The organism is Saccharopolyspora gloriosae (assembly GCF_014203325.1).
Taxonomy (GTDB): Bacteria; Actinomycetota; Actinomycetes; order Mycobacteriales; family Pseudonocardiaceae; genus Saccharopolyspora_C; species Saccharopolyspora_C gloriosae.
Genome location: NZ_JACHIV010000001.1, coordinates 5,726,772 through 5,741,019, shown reverse-complemented (window position 1 = coordinate 5,741,019; position 14,248 = coordinate 5,726,772). Strand labels below are relative to the sequence as shown.

Below are 14,248 nucleotides of genomic sequence, written 5' to 3'. Positions count from 1 at the left end.
ATGGCAGGGTCACCGCGTCATTGCGGGGCGGGCCGCTACCAGGATCTGCCGCTTCTCCGCCCCACCTCGGATGGCGGAGAAGCTTCACCACTGTGCCGCACCGGGGTGGTTCGTTGAACTGCGGTTGGAGTCCGCTTTCGTTCAGATGCCCGAAAGTGCGATTACTTTCAGTGATCGATGATCGTTGCTCGAGTGTGCCTTGCTTGCAAGCATACCAATAGATCGATTAATCAGCCACGTTGCGTAGTGCCTCGATGGCGGCGCCGTGTCGGGCGGATTCGGTTTTTCCGGCACGCAGGATTGCCCGAAAGGGCAGGTGGATCGGAGTCCTGCTCAGGTCAATTACTCCACAGTGGATCGAAATTAAAACCATCGCGATGTGGTGGCGATAGGGGCAGTTCCGTTTCGTTCGCCGCTGATTTCCGCAGGAATGCGGGATCTCCTGAAAGTGGTTCGACCGCCGCCCTAACGGCGCGGGTCGGATCGCCCCGAGGAATAGGTGTTCGGCTCGGTGGGTAGGCGGGGGTGGAAGGACTCGCCGAGCACGGAGGGGACGCGGACATCATGGCGAACAACGCGCACTTCATCACCGCGAACGCGGGCGGTGCTCCGGTGGTCATCGTGCGGGACGACCGCGGAACGCCCGTCACGAAGCTGGAGCTGCCGGCGGAGAAGTCGAAGCCCGAGCACGCCGACGAAGAGCTCAGCGCCGCGGGCTGGAGCCGTCAAGCGGACTGGAGCGCGGCCGACGACGGGTGGGTCGTGCCGGTCGTGCCGTCCTGATCGCGCCCACCCCGAGCTCCACCGCTGATGTGAGGAGATTCTGTTGGCCGAGCAAGGACTTCCGCTGCCGGACTACGACGAACTGCCGATCGGGACGCTGCGCCACCGGATGCGCGCGCTGGACGCGGACCAGATCCGGACGTTGCTGGAGCACGAACGCGCCCACGCCGATCGGGTGCCGGTGACCACGCTGCTCAGCAGCCGCCTCGACGAGCTGGAGCACGGCGCCACGCCCTCGTCCGGCTCGCAGGAGCAGATGCCGGAGGTGTCCGAGCACAAGCGCACCGGTTCGCCGGTGGGGCCGAGCGCTCCGGCGCAGCCGGGCCGCTCCACGGCGCACGGCACCGTCGGCCAGACCGGGAAGGGCGCCGAGCACAGCGAGTGAGGCGGGGGCGCGGGCTCCGCGGAGTCCGCGCCCCCGGCGGTCAGTCCGAGATGCGGACGTCCTCGCTCGTGCCGTCGGACAGGAACGACGCGAGCTCCCGGCCCTGGTCGGTGACCTCGGCGCGGTCCGGTCGGGAGAAGTCGCGCAGCGGGCTGACGTGCACGGTCGCGTCCTCGAACGACCAGGTGGCCGCCACGCGGCCGTCGACGAGCACCGCGCGCCGCCCGGCCACCGACAGGCCGCGGTGCTCGTCGTCGATGATCCGGCTGCGATCGGCGTAGCCGAGGATCGCGTTGTCGAACGCGGGCAGGAAGCGCACCGGCGCGGGCACGTCCGGATCGGGCCGCGGCGCATCGGGGAGGTCGAGCAGTTCGCGCCCGCGCTCGTCGCGGAAGGCGACCAGCTCACCCCGGACCGACGCCACCGCGGCGGGCAGCCCGGCCACTCCGCACCAAGCGCGCAGGTCCGCCGTCGCGGCCGGGCCGAACGCGGCCAGGTAGCGCCGCACCAGCGCCACCCCCGCCGGATCCGACCCGTCCGCGGGTGCCGGATCGACCGCGCGCCCCAGCCACGAGGACAGCAGCACGTTGCGCGCGCCCCCGCTCGCCCGCCACAGCCCGCGCGGCGGCACCTGCACGGCGGGCACGAGGACGATCACCGCTTCTCCGAGCGCCCGCGGTCCGGCGGCGGGCCAGCGGTCGGCGAGCGCGCGCCCCAGCTCCGGCATCGACCTCGGCTCGTCGTCGGCCAGCAGATCCCGGCCCGCCGCGGCCAGTTCGTCGAGGTCGACGCCGTCGAGCTCCCGGCGGTACACCCCGAGCAGCCGCTGGCGGAGCATCGCGCCGTGCCGGGTCCGCCACGCCACCGCGTCCGCGGCGCTGACCAGGTGGATCGTGCGGCGCATCAGGTGCGTTCGCACCACCCGCCGCTCGGTCAGCAGGTCCGAGAGCACCGCCGGGTCGAACCCGCGCAGCCGGGACCAGAGGCCGAGGAACGGCTCCTGCGGTTCCTGCGCCTGCAGGCCGCCGAGGTGCGCCACCGCGTCGAGGACCCCGAGCTCTGCCCGCTCCAGCAGCAGCTGGCGGGCGAGCGCGGCCCGGTTGAGCGCCCGCGCGGACAGCCGGGTCAACACGCCGCGACCACCTCGTGCTCCCCGGCGGTCACGCCGAACGACCGTCGAGCGTTTCGCGGATGATGTCCGCGTGCCCGGCGTGCTGGGTCGTCTCCGCGATGACGTGGATCAGGACGCGGCGGGCGCTGTGGCGGCCACCGGGCTCGTGCCAGGGCGCCTCCGGCAGCGGCTGCGTCGCGGACAGGTCGGGCAGGTCGGTGACGATGCGCTCGGTCTCGGCGGCGGCCCGCTCGTAGTCCTCGACGATGCCCGCCAGCGTCTCGCCGGGCAGCACCTGGAACTCCCGCTGCCGGTCGATGGCCCACTGCGGGTACTCGCTCGCCGTGCCGGCCATGAAGTCGTCCCAGGTCACGCCGTCGGGCAGCGCGAAGCTCATCGCCGACGGTCCTTCGAGGACGAAGCGCAGCCAGCCCCGCTCGACGTTCGTGACGTGCTTGAGCAGGCCGCCCAGGCACAGCGCGCTGATCGTGGGGCGCGCGGCGGCCTGCTCGTCGCTGAGCCCGCGGGTGGTGGTGATCAGCGCTGCTCGGGCGGCGGCGAGTTCGGCGAGCAGGTCGGCGCGCTCGTCGACGGCGGGGGTGGTGGCGGTCATGATCGGATCCTTCGGGTCGTCGTCGTGGTTCGGGACGACTCTCGCAGGGGTAGCGGCCAGGTACCGTCCGCTTCTGCGGGCATCATCGGATTCATGCACGGAACCTCCGCTCGGCTGCTCGCGCTGCTGTCGTTGCTGCAAGCCCGCCGGGACTGGCCCGGCTCGCTGCTGGCGGAGCGGTTGGACACCAGCGAGCGCACCGTGCGCCGCGACGTCCAGCGCCTGCGCGAACTCGGGTACCCGATCCTGGCCGTCAAAGGACCCGACGGCGGCTACCGGCTGGAGGCGGGAGCGGAACTGCCGCCGCTGCTGTTCGACGACGAGCAGGCCGTCGCCCTCGCCGTCGCCCTGCAGATCGCCACCGGTACCGGGGCGGGCATCGGGGAGGCCTCGGCTCGGGCGCTGAGCACGGTCCGCCAGGTCATGCCCGCCCGGTTGCGCCACCGCATCGACGCCCTGCGGGTCACCGCCGTCGAACGGGCCGGGACCGGGACGTATCCGCAGGTCGACACGGAAGTCCTGGTGGCGGTGGGAGCCGCGGTGCACGCCCGCGAGGTGCTGCGGTTCGACTACACCCCGGCCTCGGCGCCGCGGCACGACGGTCCGCCGCGAAGGGTGCAGCCGCACCACCTGGTGACCTGGGGCGGGCGCTGGTACCTCGTCGCGTGGGACCTCGACCGCGAGGACTGGCGGACCTTCCGCGTCGACCGGATCGCGCCGCGCACGCCCACCGGCCCCCGCTTCACCCCGCGCGAGCTGCCCGGTGGGGACGTGGCGGACTTCGTGACCGAGAAGTTCATGGGCTCCGCCGGGTGGCCCTGCCGCGGTGAGGTGATCCTCGACCTGCCCGCCGACGCGGTGTCGCGCTTCGCCCACGACGGCGTGGTCGAGGAGCTCGGTCCGCGGCGCTGCCGGCTCGTGCTGGGGTCGTGGTCCTGGGTCGGCCTGGCCGCCACGATCGGCAGGTACGACGCGGACGTCGAGGTAGTCGGGCCGCCCGAGCTCGCGGCGGCCTTCGCGCGCCTGGCACGCCGGTTCGGCGCGGCAGCAGGGGAGTCCACTTAGGACGAGCGGGAATGTTCCGGCTGCGGCGCCGGTTGGTCGAGGTGGGCGCTGCTCAGCGGCTCCGCGCTGACGAGGCGGGGCCGGCGCGCCGATGTCCCTGGGGAACACGCGACCACGAGGAGGCCGGCATGAAGGCGGCGGTGTACTACGAGAACGGCGGCCCCGAAGTCCTGCGCTACGAGGACGTCCCGGACCCGGTGGCGGGAGCCGGTGAGGTGCTGCTGCGCGTCGCGGCGGTCAGCGTGCAGGGCGGCGACCTGCTGCACCGGCAGGGCTCGCCGTTCGAGACCGCCCCGCACATCGTCGGCTACCAGGCGGCGGGCACCGTCGAGGCCGTCGGTGCGGGAGTGACCTCGGTGCGCGCGGGCCAGCGCGTGGTCGCGATCATGTTCGCCGGTTCGCACGCGGAGCTCGCCGTAGTGCAGGAGCGGCAGGTCTACCCGGTGCCCGACGAGCTGGACCTGCGGCTCGCCGCGGGCGTTCCCGTCGAGTTCGGCACCGCCGACGACTGCCTGTTCGAGTTCGGCCGGTTGCAGGCGGGGGAGACGGTGCTCGTGCAGGCCGCCGCGGGCGGCGTGGGCCTGGCGGCCGTGCAGCTCGCGAAGGCCGCCGGGGCGACGGTGATCGGCACGGCCTCCAGTGCCGAGAAGCTGGCCCGGCTCACCGAACTCGGCCTGGACCACGCCATCAACTACAAGGACACCGACGTCGCCGAGCGGGTCGGCGAGCTCACCGACGGGCGCGGTGTCGACCTCGTCGTCGACTCGGTCGGCGGGAGCACCCTGGAGGGCAGCGTGGGCGCGCTCGCCTACCGGGGGCGGATCAGCTGGGTCGGCCAGGCCGGTCGGGAGACGCGACCGCCGCAGCTCGGGCCGCTGATGTTCAAGAACGCCTCCCTCAACGGCGTCTACTTCGGCGGCGAGATGGAGCACGACCCGGCTCGCGTCAGGACGGTCGTCGAGCGGCTCGTCGAGCGGGTCGCGTCCGGTGAGCTCACCGTCGTGCTGGACCAGGAGTTCCCGCTCGCCGAGGCCGCCGCCGCGCACCGCCACATCGAGAGCCGCGCCGCCTTCGGCCGCGTCCTGCTCATCCCCTGACGCGTCGCACCGGCTGATAACACCGAACAGCACCACCCACTACCCGCCCGCACAACAGCGCGCGGGCCGGCGCTCGTCCCGTCGGGAGGAGCGGAGCTGAGCGTTGCCACGATCGGCCGTCGGCCCGGACCCTCAGGGCCGCAAGCCCTTCGTGCCGGAGCACTCGAACCCGCGAGATCGCACCGATCCGCCCGGACGTGCGCATCGCCGACGCGTTCGGTGCCGGAGACCGGGAAACGGGGAAAAATCGGCCTTACCGCCGCGATCGCGGGGGAACTAGCATCGGTACTCGTGTCGGACGGGGTTCGCGGGCGGATCGTCGATGCGGCGTCCGCGCTGCTCGCCGAGGGCGGACCGGACGCCATGACCACCCGCGCGGTCTGCGCGGCCGCGAGCGTGCAGGCCCCGACGATCTACCGGTTCTTCGGCGACAAGGGCGGTCTGCTCGACGCCGTCACCGAGCACGTCTACGCGTCCTACGTGCGGCGCGAATCGTGGTCGGCCCGCCGCGATCCCGTCGAGGACCTGCGCCGCGGCTGGGACCTGCACGTGCGCTTCGGGATCGAGCACCCCGCCGTGTACGCGGCAGCGCACGCCCCGGCACGTCCCGGCGGCGGATCGAACGCGCGGCGGCGGGCGGCGGAGATCTTCGCGGGCCCGATCCGCCGCATCGCCCGGGACGGCCGGCTCCGCGTCCCGGAGCCGCGCGCGAACCGGCTGGTGCACGCCGCGGCGACGGGCACGACCTGGGAGCTCATCGCGACCGCGGCACCGGACCGGGACCCCGGCCTCGGCGACCTCGCGCGGGAAGCGGCGATCTCCGCGATCGTCGGCCCCGGTCCCGAGCGCGACGCCCCGCCGGAGGTCGGCGCGGCCCTGACGCTGCGAGCCGGACTGGACGGACTGACCGAGCTCACCGCCCCCGAACGCGCCCTGCTGGCCCAATGGCTCGACCGGATCGCCACCCCGGGCTGAGCGGTGGGTCTTGCTCGGAAAGTGCTGATTGCGAGGGAGTGCTAGCCAGTGAAGAACGAATCGCCAGTGAACACTCCTGGTTTCGTATGAACGAGCGTTCCACGGCCGTCATCGAGCACCGACTCGATCAACACTGATTCGTACGAGCTGGCCGGGGCAGTGAGGAAGAACCGGCCGTACTCGGACGTGATCTCGACAGTGTGACGCTCGCCGTCGGCGAGCACGTCGAGGAACAGCCGCATTTCATAAGCGCCGCGTCGTGCTTGGGCCAGTACTGACACGAGTTGCTGGTCGTATGGTCCGAGGGTGAGCTGACCTGCGGGAAACGGGTCCCGCAACGGCAGCCCGTCGCGCACTGCACGTTGCCGGTCCCCGCTATCCGACAAGAAGCTTTCCTTAAGCATTCGTACCGCTGGCCGAGGCGCATCGAGATCGACACCCGTGAGCGCGGAATCACTGAACTGTCCCGGTCCACCGCCAAGCGGAATCGGCGCGTACAACGTGCCCGCGAACGGCGGCCCGAGCTGGCGAACCTGCACACGGATGCCTCGGATGAGCAACGTCCGCCGAAGACTCTCGATCACGAAGTTCACTCGAGTTCGCCCGCAGGGTGCTCCCCCTGCTGCGAGCATCGCTTGGTATCCCTCGGTTCGTTGAGCGTCCAGGTCGTTGTTGGACGGGAACTCCGTTGGGAGCAGTCGCACCGGCATCGCATACGACGTCCTCCAGCCGTAGAGGAACTCGTCTTGGAATACATCGTGGAGAGCGACGGCTGGCCCGGATCGCGGAGGCAACTCCTGGTCGTGCTGTTCCTCCTCGCGTGCGCTTCTGCGCTCGTCACGGGAACTGGTGGCGGCCGTGTACCACAAGGTGGCCGCCGTGGCGATGACACCAGCCATACCGACGAAGAACGTCCGGCGTGTTCCCGGAACTCGCGTGGCCGTCGTCGGAGGCATTGCGAACGGTTTGGGCGGTGGTGCCATCGGTGCGCGTACCACCGGTATCGGCACGGTGTCGGTGTTATCCCACCGTGGTGGACTTGACTGCTGCTGCGGCAGCGGTTTCCCTCGGCTCTGCTCCCCCGGCATGCCCTACCTCCCGAGCTCACCTTTCACTACTGAGACCAGCGAACACATGCTCTTTTCAGGTAGGAAATCCTGCATTCGTAATGCCGGTCCCGTTTGCTGTGAGGCGGTTTCCTGCAGCGTCCTCGGGCTGCCGAATGATCGGGTTCGGGGAGTGGGAAGCACGCCGCGTTGCTTCGGGGCACGTCCCGGACTTGGCCGGAATCCGGCGGTTCCTGTCGTCGTCGCCACTGCTCGGGGGCGGTGGTCGCGGCATAGCGTCGGGCCATGTCCATCATCGCGCCGCTGCTCATCGGCGTCCTGTACGTGCTGCTGAACTCGCTGATCCCGGAGCGGCACCGCCGCCCGTTCAACGCGATCGTGGTCGCCGGAGCCGGTGCCGCCTACCTCAGTGGCGGCGGCCTGGGCCTCTGGGAGTTCGCCTTCACCGCCGTGCTGACCTACGTGGCCTACCGCGGACTGAGCTCGTGGACGTTCATCGGGATCGCGTGGCTCCTGCACACGGCGTGGGACGTGCTGCACCACCTCAACGGCACCCCGATCATCCCGTTCGCCGAGCACTCCTCGTTCGGCTGCGCCCTGTGCGACCCGGTGATCGCCGTGTGGTGCTTCGCGGGCGGCCCCTCGATTTCCGACCTTTTCCGCCGCTTCCGGGGTGCGTCGAAGGAAGCCGACGCGCGACCGGTCGGCGACTGAGCACTCGGTGGCCAGTGTGGGAGCTCGTGGCGGGCGTCCGCTTCTGGGGCTGGGCGGTTCTGTTCATGCCGGAGGTCGGCTGGGTCGCTCGCGCGACCGCCGGGAACCCTTTGTGCGGGCTGGGTTTTCGCGTTCGGGGTGGATCACCTGATCGGAGCAGTTCGGGTTCGGGTCGGCTCGGTGGGGGAGTTCCGCTGCTCCGGACGCGGGGTGCTGGCGATGGTGATTGCGCCGGTCGGCGGGTCCGGGAACTGCCACTGGCGGTGATGCGGATCAGGTATCGGATGATGCCGAATCGGTGTTAGAAGAGCATCGTCGTGCGCGCCTAGTCTGCTGGCACCCCGCGATCGGGAGTTCCCCAGGGGACGACCGGCTCGCCTTCCACAGTGGAGGACGACGATGTCTGACAGCGAGACGGAAGCGGCCGGGCGAACGGCGGAGCGCGCACCCGCCCGTCCGCGCATCCCCACCCGGTTCCTCGTGCTGGCGCTGATCTTCGTGATCACCGTGGTGAACTACGCCGACCGCAGCAGCCTGTCCATCACCGGCAGCAGCCTGCAGGCGGACCTCGGGTTCAGCACCGTGCAGCTGGGCTACATCTTCTCGGCGTTCAGCTGGGCCTACGTGATCGCGCAACTGCCTGGCGGGATGCTGCTGGACCTGTTCGGCGCCCGCCGGGTCTACGCGTTCAGCCTCGTGCTGTGGACGCTGGTGACCCTGGCCGTGAGCTTCGTCGGGTTGATCACGACTCCGGTGCTGGTCGCGGTGACCGTGATCTTCGTGCTGCGGTTGCTGCTGGGGGCGTTCGAATCGCCCGCGTTCCCGGCGAACGCGCGGGTCGCGACGGCCTGGTTCCCCACCGCGGAACGCGGCCGGGCCACGGCGATCTTCAACTCCGCGCAGTACTTCGCGACCGCGCTGTTCGCGCCGATCATGGGCTGGATCACCCACGAGTTCGGCTGGCGCTGGGTGTTCGTGATGCTGGGCGTGCTCGGGTTCGCGCTCGCCGCACTGTGGCTGCGGTGGATGGACTCGCCGCGCAACCATCCTCGGGTCTCGCCGGAGGAGTTCGAGAAGATCCGCTCGGGCGGCGGCATCGTCGACCTGGACGCCCCGAAGGGCGGGGGCGCGGCGCCCGTCCAGGAACGCGCCCCGCTGAACGCGGCCACGTTCCGGCAGATCTTCGCGGCCCGCGCGCTGTGGGGCGTGTACCTCTCGCAGTACGCGGTGAACGCGCTGACCTACTTCTTCATCACCTGGTTCCCGGTGTACCTGGTGCAGGGCCGCGGCCTGTCGCTGCTCGAAGTGGGGTTCGTGGCGGCGCTGCCCGCGGTGTGCGGGTTCGGCGGCGGACTGCTCGGCGGCTTCCTCTCCGACGGGATGCTGCGGCGCGGGTATTCGCTGACGGCGGCCCGGAAGGTGCCGTCGGTGGTGGGCATGCTGCTGGCCACCAGCATCGGGCTGTGCAACCTCACCGACAGCAGCGTGTTGATCGTCGCCCTGATGACGCTGGCGTTCTTCGGCAAGGGCATCGGAGCGCTCGGCTGGGCGATCACCACGGACATCGCGCCGCCGCAGGCGTCGAGCTTCGTGGCCGCCACGATGAACGCGTTCGGCAACGCCGCGGGCATCGTGACCCCCATCGTCATCGGCTACACCGTGCAGGCCACCGGGTCCTTCACCGTCGCGCTGTGGTTCGTCGCCGCGCACGGACTGCTCGCGCTGGTCGGTTTCGCCGTGATGGGCCCGATCAAGCGGATCACCTTCGACGCGGCCTGACCTCCCGAAGCCCGAAGCCGTCCATCCCAGTTGAACGGAGCGTTCCGATGACCTCGTCCGCCACCCTCGACCGGATCACCCGGGTGAAGATCTCCTCGGTGACGCTGCCGCTGGCGACGCCGATCAGCGACGCGAAGGTCCTCACCGGCAGGCAGCGGCCGATGACCGAGGTCGCCATGCTGTTCGCGGAGATCAGCACGGCCTCCGGCCAAGAGGGCGTGGGCTTCAGCTACTCCAAGCGCGCCGGTGGACCGGGGCAGTTCGCGCACGCCCGCGAGATCGCGCCGGTGCTGATCGGCGAAGACCCCAGCGACATCGGCAAGATCTGGGACAAGCTCGTGTGGGCGGGCGCGTCGGTCGGCCGCAGCGGGCTGTCCATCCAGGCCATCGCCGCGTTCGACGTGGCGCTGTGGGACCTGAAGGCCAAGCGAGCCGGCCTGCCGCTGGCGAAGCTGCTCGGTGCCCACCGCGACTCGGTGCGCTGCTACAACACCTCCGGCGGCTTCCTGCACTCGCCCATCGAGGAGGTCGTGGACCGCGCCGCGGAATCCGTCGCGAACGGCATCGGCGGCATCAAGCTCAAGGTGGGGCACCCCGACCACGGCACCGACCTCGCCCGCGTGAGCGCCGTGCGGGAGAAGGTCGGCGACGGGGTGGCCCTGATGGTCGACGCGAACCAGCAGTGGGACCGGCCCGCCGCGCGCCGCATGTGCCGGGCGCTGGAACCGCTGGACCTGGTGTGGATCGAGGAACCCCTCGACGCCTACGACGCGGAGGGCCACGCGCTGCTCGCGTCCACCTTCGACACGTCCATCGCCACCGGTGAAATGCTCGCCAGCGTCGCCGAGCACGCCGAGCTCATCCGCGCCGGCGGCGCCGACGTCGTGCAGCCCGACGCGCCCAGGATCGGCGGCATCACCCAGTTCCTCAAGGTCATGGCCCTGGCGGAGCAGCGCAAGCTGCAACTCGCACCGCACTTCGCGATGGAGATCCACGTCCACCTCGCCGCCGCGTACCCGCACGAACCGTGGGTGGAGCACTTCGAATGGCTCGACCCGCTGTTCAACGAACACCTGGAGATCGCCGACGGCCGGATGCACCTCTCCGCACGCCCCGGCCTCGGCATCACCCTCAGCGACCAGACCCGAGCCTGGACGGTCGCAGAACACGAAGTGAGTTGATCCGGGTTCGCCGCTCAGCGGCTTCGATGCTGACCGGACATCGATCGAAGGTTTCCGGTCGTGCTGGGCGGGTTGGTCATCCGGTCCTTCCGAAACGGCCCGATCCGCTCGGATTCCTCGCTGTGGTGCGGGAATCCGAGCGGGGTGGGGGTCAGCCTTTCGGTCAAGGGGGGTCGGGCCGATCAGCCGAAGTGGGGGAGGGCGTCGGCTGTGAGAGTGGTTCTCGTCGGTGGCGGACGCCCCGGCAGAACCACTCGGAACGGAGCCCCCCGATGATGTCCCTGATCGCTCAGCAGCAGGCCGAGCTCATCTCCGAAGACAGCGTGCTCGCCGCACTGGCGATCAACTTCCCGCTGGTCATCCTCGCCGCGTACGCGCTGCTGTTCATCGGAGCGCTGATCAGCATCCTCGGTTCCGCGCTGAGCGGCGGCATGAAGCTGGTGTGGGTCATCGTGGCCTTCATGGCGCCGTTCCTGGGGAGCCTGCTGTGGTTCGTGATCGGCCGCGCCGACGCCCGCAGGCGAGTCGTCCTCCGATGATCGCCACCCGGCTCGGCCATCAGGCCGGTGGATCAAGACTTTCGGCCGGGCGATCAAGTCGATCGGCGGACGTGGCCGATGCGCCCCGCTTGCGAAGGTGGTCCCGCCGGTGACCAGCCGGTGAGGAGCACTGCGAACGGAGCGTCCCATGCACACCTTCACCCACTTCTTCGAAGCGGCCGGTCTCGGCGTCCTCGGACAGCTCGTGGTCGGCATGGCGGTGCTGCTGGCGCTGAGCACGCTGGCCGGGGTCGTCGTCGAACCCGGCCTCGGCGGTCGCCGCAAGCTGCTGTGGGGATCGCTGGCGTTCGTGCCGTTCTTGGGCGGTGCGCTGTGGTTCTTCGTCGGCCGGTCGCGGGCCGAACCGGAGTCCGCCGACTCCGAGAACGCGAATCCCGAGATCGCCGACCCCGAGCCCGCCGCCGAATCGCGGCGAGCCCCGGCGACGATCAGCCGTTGACGGCGTCGGCGAACCAGCTCGTGATCGTCGTCGGGTGCGTGATGGCGGTGCCCACGACCACCGCGTGCGCGCCCCGGCCCATCGCCTCCGCCGCCTGCCGCGGGGTGTGGATGCGACCCTCGGCGATCACCGGCACCGAGACGGCGGCGACCAGGCCCTCGACCAGGTCCAAGTCCGGACCGGTGGGCTTCGGGCCCGCCCCGGTGTAGCCGGACAGCGTGGTGCCGACGGCGTCCACGCCCAGCTCCGCCGCCCGCACTCCTTCGTCCCATGTGGACACATCGGCCATCGCGAGCCTGCCCGCGTCGTGGATCGCCGCGATGGTGTCCTCGATCGGCCTCCCGTCGGGGCGTGGCCGGTCGGTGGCGTCGAACGCCACGACGTCCGCGCCGGTCCCGGCGACGGCGGCGGCGTGGTCCGCGGTCGGCGTGATGTAGACGCCCTCCGCACCGTCCTTCCACAAGCCGATGATCGGCACGTCGACCGACTCGCGGATCAGCCGCAGGTCGTCGAGGCCCTGGGCGCGGATGCCCGCCGCGCCGCCGTGCAGCGCGGCCAGCGCCATCCGCCGCATCGAGTCCGGGTCGCGCAGCGGCTCTCCGGGATACGCCTGGCACGAGACGACGAGCCGTCCGCGCAACCTGTCGAGCACTTCGTTCATCCGAGTTCGTCCCAAGCCATCCGGGCGGCGCCGAGCACCGCGGCATCACTTCCGAGCCCGCCGGTCACGACCGGCACGTCGCGCACCGCGGGCAGCACCTCGGCGGCGACGGCGGCGCGCAGCGCGCTCCACCACACCGGCCCGCAGGAGCTGACGCCGCCGCCGACCAGCACCAGCTCCGGGTCCACGGCGTTGACCAGCCCGCCGAGCAGCTGCCCGGTGGCCGCGGCGCCGAGGGCGAGCACGTCGGCGGCCACCGCGTCACCGGACTCGGCGAGCGCGGCGACCTCCGGCAGCGCCGTCGCGGAACCGCCCCGCTCCAGGTACTCCGCGAGCAGCGCCGGACCGCTGCCGACGCCCTCCGCGTGCCCGGAACCGCCGCACGGGCACGGCTTTCCGGCCGCCGCCGGGATCGGCAGGTGCCCGATGTGGCCTGCCACGGCGTGCGCGCCGTGGTGCGGGCGGCCGTCGATGATGAGCGAACCGCCGATGCCGGTGCCGACCGTGACGAACAGGACGTGGCGCTTCCCGGCCGCCGCACCCGTCCACAGCTCGCCGAGCGCGTGGGCGTGCACGTCGTTGTCGACGGTGACCGGGACGCCGAGCCGCGCGGCGAGCTCGCCGCGCAGGTCGGTGCCCGCCCACCCCGCGAGGGAATCGGTGGCCGAGCGCACCCGGCCCGACGCGCGGTCGATCACCCCGGCGCTGCCCACCCCGGCCGCGGCGAACGACCCGCCGAGCTCGCCGACGGCGGCGGCCACCGCGTCGAGCACCGCGCCCGCGCCCTCGGTGGCCGGAGTCGGCACCGAGGAGCGCGCCGTGATCCGCCCGTCGCCGGTCACCAAGGCCGCGGCGATGCCGGTGCCGCCGATGTCGACGCCCACGACCTCGGTCACAGCAATCCCGCCGCGACCAGCCGCTCCTTGACGCCGTCCACCTCGTCGGCGGTGAGCGGCAGCTGCGGCGGCGCCGTGACGGGGCAGTCGATGACGCCGCGCAGGTGCAGGGCGGCCTTGAACGCGCCCAGCGCCGAGGAGCTCGCACCGATCCGGTTCGGGTCGCCGACGGCGGTGAGGGCGAACAGTTCGATCAGCCGCTCCTGCTCCGCCTTCGCCCGATCCCACTCGCCGTCCGCGCACAGCCGGTTCAGCCGCACGTAGGCGTCGGGGTCGACGTTGCCCAGGCCCGGCACGGAACCGTCGGCGCCCATCCGCATGTTCGTGTCCACGGTCAGCTCGGAACCGGTGAGCACGCTGAACGACTCCAGACCCCGTGCCTTCCGGCCGACGAGCAGCCCGCGCAGCCCGGCGTCGTCGCCGCTGGAGTCCTTGACCCCGGCGAGCACGCCCTCGGCGGCGAGCCGCAGCAGCAGCTCGGAGCTCAGCTTGGAGTGCACCGAAACCGGGATGTCGTAGGCGTAGAGCGGGAGTTCGGTGCTCTCGGCGAGCAACCGGAAGTGGTGCTCGATCTCCGCCGGGTGGGTGCGCGCGTAGAACGGCGCGGTCGCCACCACGCCGGAGCACCCGGTCCGCTCCGCGGCGCGCACGTGCTCGCGCACCCGCGGCGTCGTGGTGTCGATGGCGCCCGCGAGCACCGGGACCTGGCCGGCCACCGCGTCGACGACGGTGCGCAGCACCTGCTCGCGCTGCGCGTCGGTCAGGAACGCCATCTCACCGGTCGAGCCGAGCGCGAACACCCCGTCGACGCCCGCCGCCAGCAGGTGCTCCACGAGCCGCGCCAGCGAACGGGTGTCCACCTCCAGTTCCGGGGTCAGCGGCGTGCAGATCGGGGGGATGACTCCGTTGCGGAGTTCCATGT

16 protein-coding genes are annotated in these 14,248 nt (G+C 71.4%); 10 read left to right on the top strand and 6 right to left on the bottom strand.

From position 1 onward, the window contains the following. Positions 1 to 525: 525 nt before the first annotated feature. Entirely contained in the window at positions 526 to 783 is a 258-nt protein-coding gene (locus tag BJ969_RS24855; RefSeq protein WP_343071588.1) for a hypothetical protein, read from the top strand. A 43-nt stretch (positions 784 to 826) separates the two neighbouring features. After that, positions 827 to 1,168, top strand: a complete 342-nt coding sequence (locus BJ969_RS24850; protein WP_184482797.1) for a DUF8129 domain-containing protein — start codon at positions 827 to 829, stop codon at positions 1,166 to 1,168. A gap of 40 nt (positions 1,169 to 1,208) precedes the next feature. On the opposite strand, the gene BJ969_RS24845 is transcribed toward BJ969_RS24850, so the two are convergent. Together BJ969_RS24845 and BJ969_RS24840 are read right to left on the bottom strand one after the other, a co-directional pair. After that, positions 1,209 to 2,297: a winged helix DNA-binding domain-containing protein gene (locus BJ969_RS24845; protein WP_184485757.1), complete on the bottom strand. Its 1,089-nt coding sequence runs from the start codon at positions 2,295 to 2,297 to the stop codon at positions 1,209 to 1,211. 31 nt (positions 2,298 to 2,328) lie between these two features. Continuing rightward, complete coding sequence (locus tag BJ969_RS24840) at positions 2,329 to 2,892, bottom strand: DinB family protein (RefSeq protein ID WP_184482794.1); 564 nt, start codon at positions 2,890 to 2,892, stop codon at positions 2,329 to 2,331. 93 nt (positions 2,893 to 2,985) lie between these two features. Here BJ969_RS24840 and BJ969_RS24835 point away from each other — a divergent pair, with 93 nt between their 5' ends. From BJ969_RS24835 to BJ969_RS24825, 3 genes are all read left to right on the top strand, one after another. Next, complete coding sequence (locus BJ969_RS24835; protein ID WP_184482791.1) at positions 2,986 to 3,957, top strand: helix-turn-helix transcriptional regulator; 972 nt, start codon at positions 2,986 to 2,988, stop codon at positions 3,955 to 3,957. A 128-nt stretch (positions 3,958 to 4,085) separates the two neighbouring features. Then, entirely contained in the window at positions 4,086 to 5,054 is a 969-nt protein-coding gene (locus tag BJ969_RS24830) for a quinone oxidoreductase family protein (RefSeq protein WP_184482788.1), read from the top strand. A 291-nt stretch (positions 5,055 to 5,345) separates the two neighbouring features. Continuing rightward, positions 5,346 to 6,029, top strand: coding sequence for a TetR family transcriptional regulator (locus BJ969_RS24825; protein WP_184482785.1), 684 nt, complete (start codon positions 5,346 to 5,348; stop codon positions 6,027 to 6,029). Positions 6,030 to 6,070: 41 nt separating this feature from the next. Here the strand turns inward: BJ969_RS24825 and BJ969_RS24820 are convergent, their stop codons facing one another. Beyond that, positions 6,071 to 6,622, bottom strand: a complete 552-nt coding sequence (locus BJ969_RS24820) for a hypothetical protein (protein WP_184482782.1) — start codon at positions 6,620 to 6,622, stop codon at positions 6,071 to 6,073. A gap of 759 nt (positions 6,623 to 7,381) precedes the next feature. On the opposite strand from BJ969_RS24820, the gene BJ969_RS24815 reads away from it, so the two are divergent. The 5 genes from BJ969_RS24815 (at position 7,382) to BJ969_RS24795 (ending at position 11,769) form a co-directional block, all read left to right on the top strand. Further along, the gene (locus BJ969_RS24815) at positions 7,382 to 7,810 is read left to right on the top strand and encodes a DUF6010 family protein (RefSeq protein ID WP_184482779.1); all 429 of its coding nucleotides are present in this window, start codon (positions 7,382 to 7,384) and stop codon (positions 7,808 to 7,810) included. A 399-nt stretch (positions 7,811 to 8,209) separates the two neighbouring features. Beyond that, positions 8,210 to 9,589 carry an MFS transporter gene (locus BJ969_RS24810; RefSeq protein ID WP_184482775.1) on the top strand — a complete coding sequence of 460 codons (1,380 nt, stop codon included), beginning with the start codon at positions 8,210 to 8,212 and terminating at the stop codon, positions 9,587 to 9,589. A 47-nt stretch (positions 9,590 to 9,636) separates the two neighbouring features. Then, positions 9,637 to 10,770, top strand: a complete 1,134-nt coding sequence (locus BJ969_RS24805; protein ID WP_184482772.1) for an L-talarate/galactarate dehydratase — start codon at positions 9,637 to 9,639, stop codon at positions 10,768 to 10,770. Between the two features lie 272 nt (positions 10,771 to 11,042). After that, entirely contained in the window at positions 11,043 to 11,309 is a 267-nt protein-coding gene (locus BJ969_RS24800; protein ID WP_184482769.1) for a PLDc N-terminal domain-containing protein, read from the top strand. A 148-nt stretch (positions 11,310 to 11,457) separates the two neighbouring features. Further along, positions 11,458 to 11,769 carry a hypothetical protein gene (locus BJ969_RS24795; protein ID WP_184482766.1) on the top strand — a complete coding sequence of 104 codons (312 nt, stop codon included), beginning with the start codon at positions 11,458 to 11,460 and terminating at the stop codon, positions 11,767 to 11,769. Here BJ969_RS24795 and BJ969_RS24790 read toward each other — a convergent pair. Genes BJ969_RS24790 through BJ969_RS24780 form a run of 3 tightly spaced genes read right to left on the bottom strand, consistent with a single transcriptional unit; the run spans position 11,759 to position 14,246 of the window. After that, on the bottom strand, positions 11,759 to 12,430 hold the full coding sequence (locus tag BJ969_RS24790) for an N-acetylmannosamine-6-phosphate 2-epimerase (RefSeq protein ID WP_184482763.1): 672 nt from the start codon (positions 12,428 to 12,430) through the stop codon (positions 11,759 to 11,761). The genes BJ969_RS24795 and BJ969_RS24790 overlap by 11 nt on opposite strands. Then, positions 12,427 to 13,326 (bottom strand): ROK family protein, encoded by a 900-nt coding sequence (locus tag BJ969_RS24785; RefSeq protein ID WP_184482760.1) that lies wholly within the window; start codon positions 13,324 to 13,326, stop codon positions 12,427 to 12,429. Before BJ969_RS24785 ends, BJ969_RS24790 begins: the two co-directional genes overlap by 4 nt. Continuing rightward, positions 13,323 to 14,246, bottom strand: coding sequence for a dihydrodipicolinate synthase family protein (locus BJ969_RS24780; RefSeq protein WP_184482756.1), 924 nt, complete (start codon positions 14,244 to 14,246; stop codon positions 13,323 to 13,325). Before BJ969_RS24780 ends, BJ969_RS24785 begins: the two co-directional genes overlap by 4 nt. Between the last annotated feature and the right edge of the window lie 2 nt (positions 14,247 to 14,248).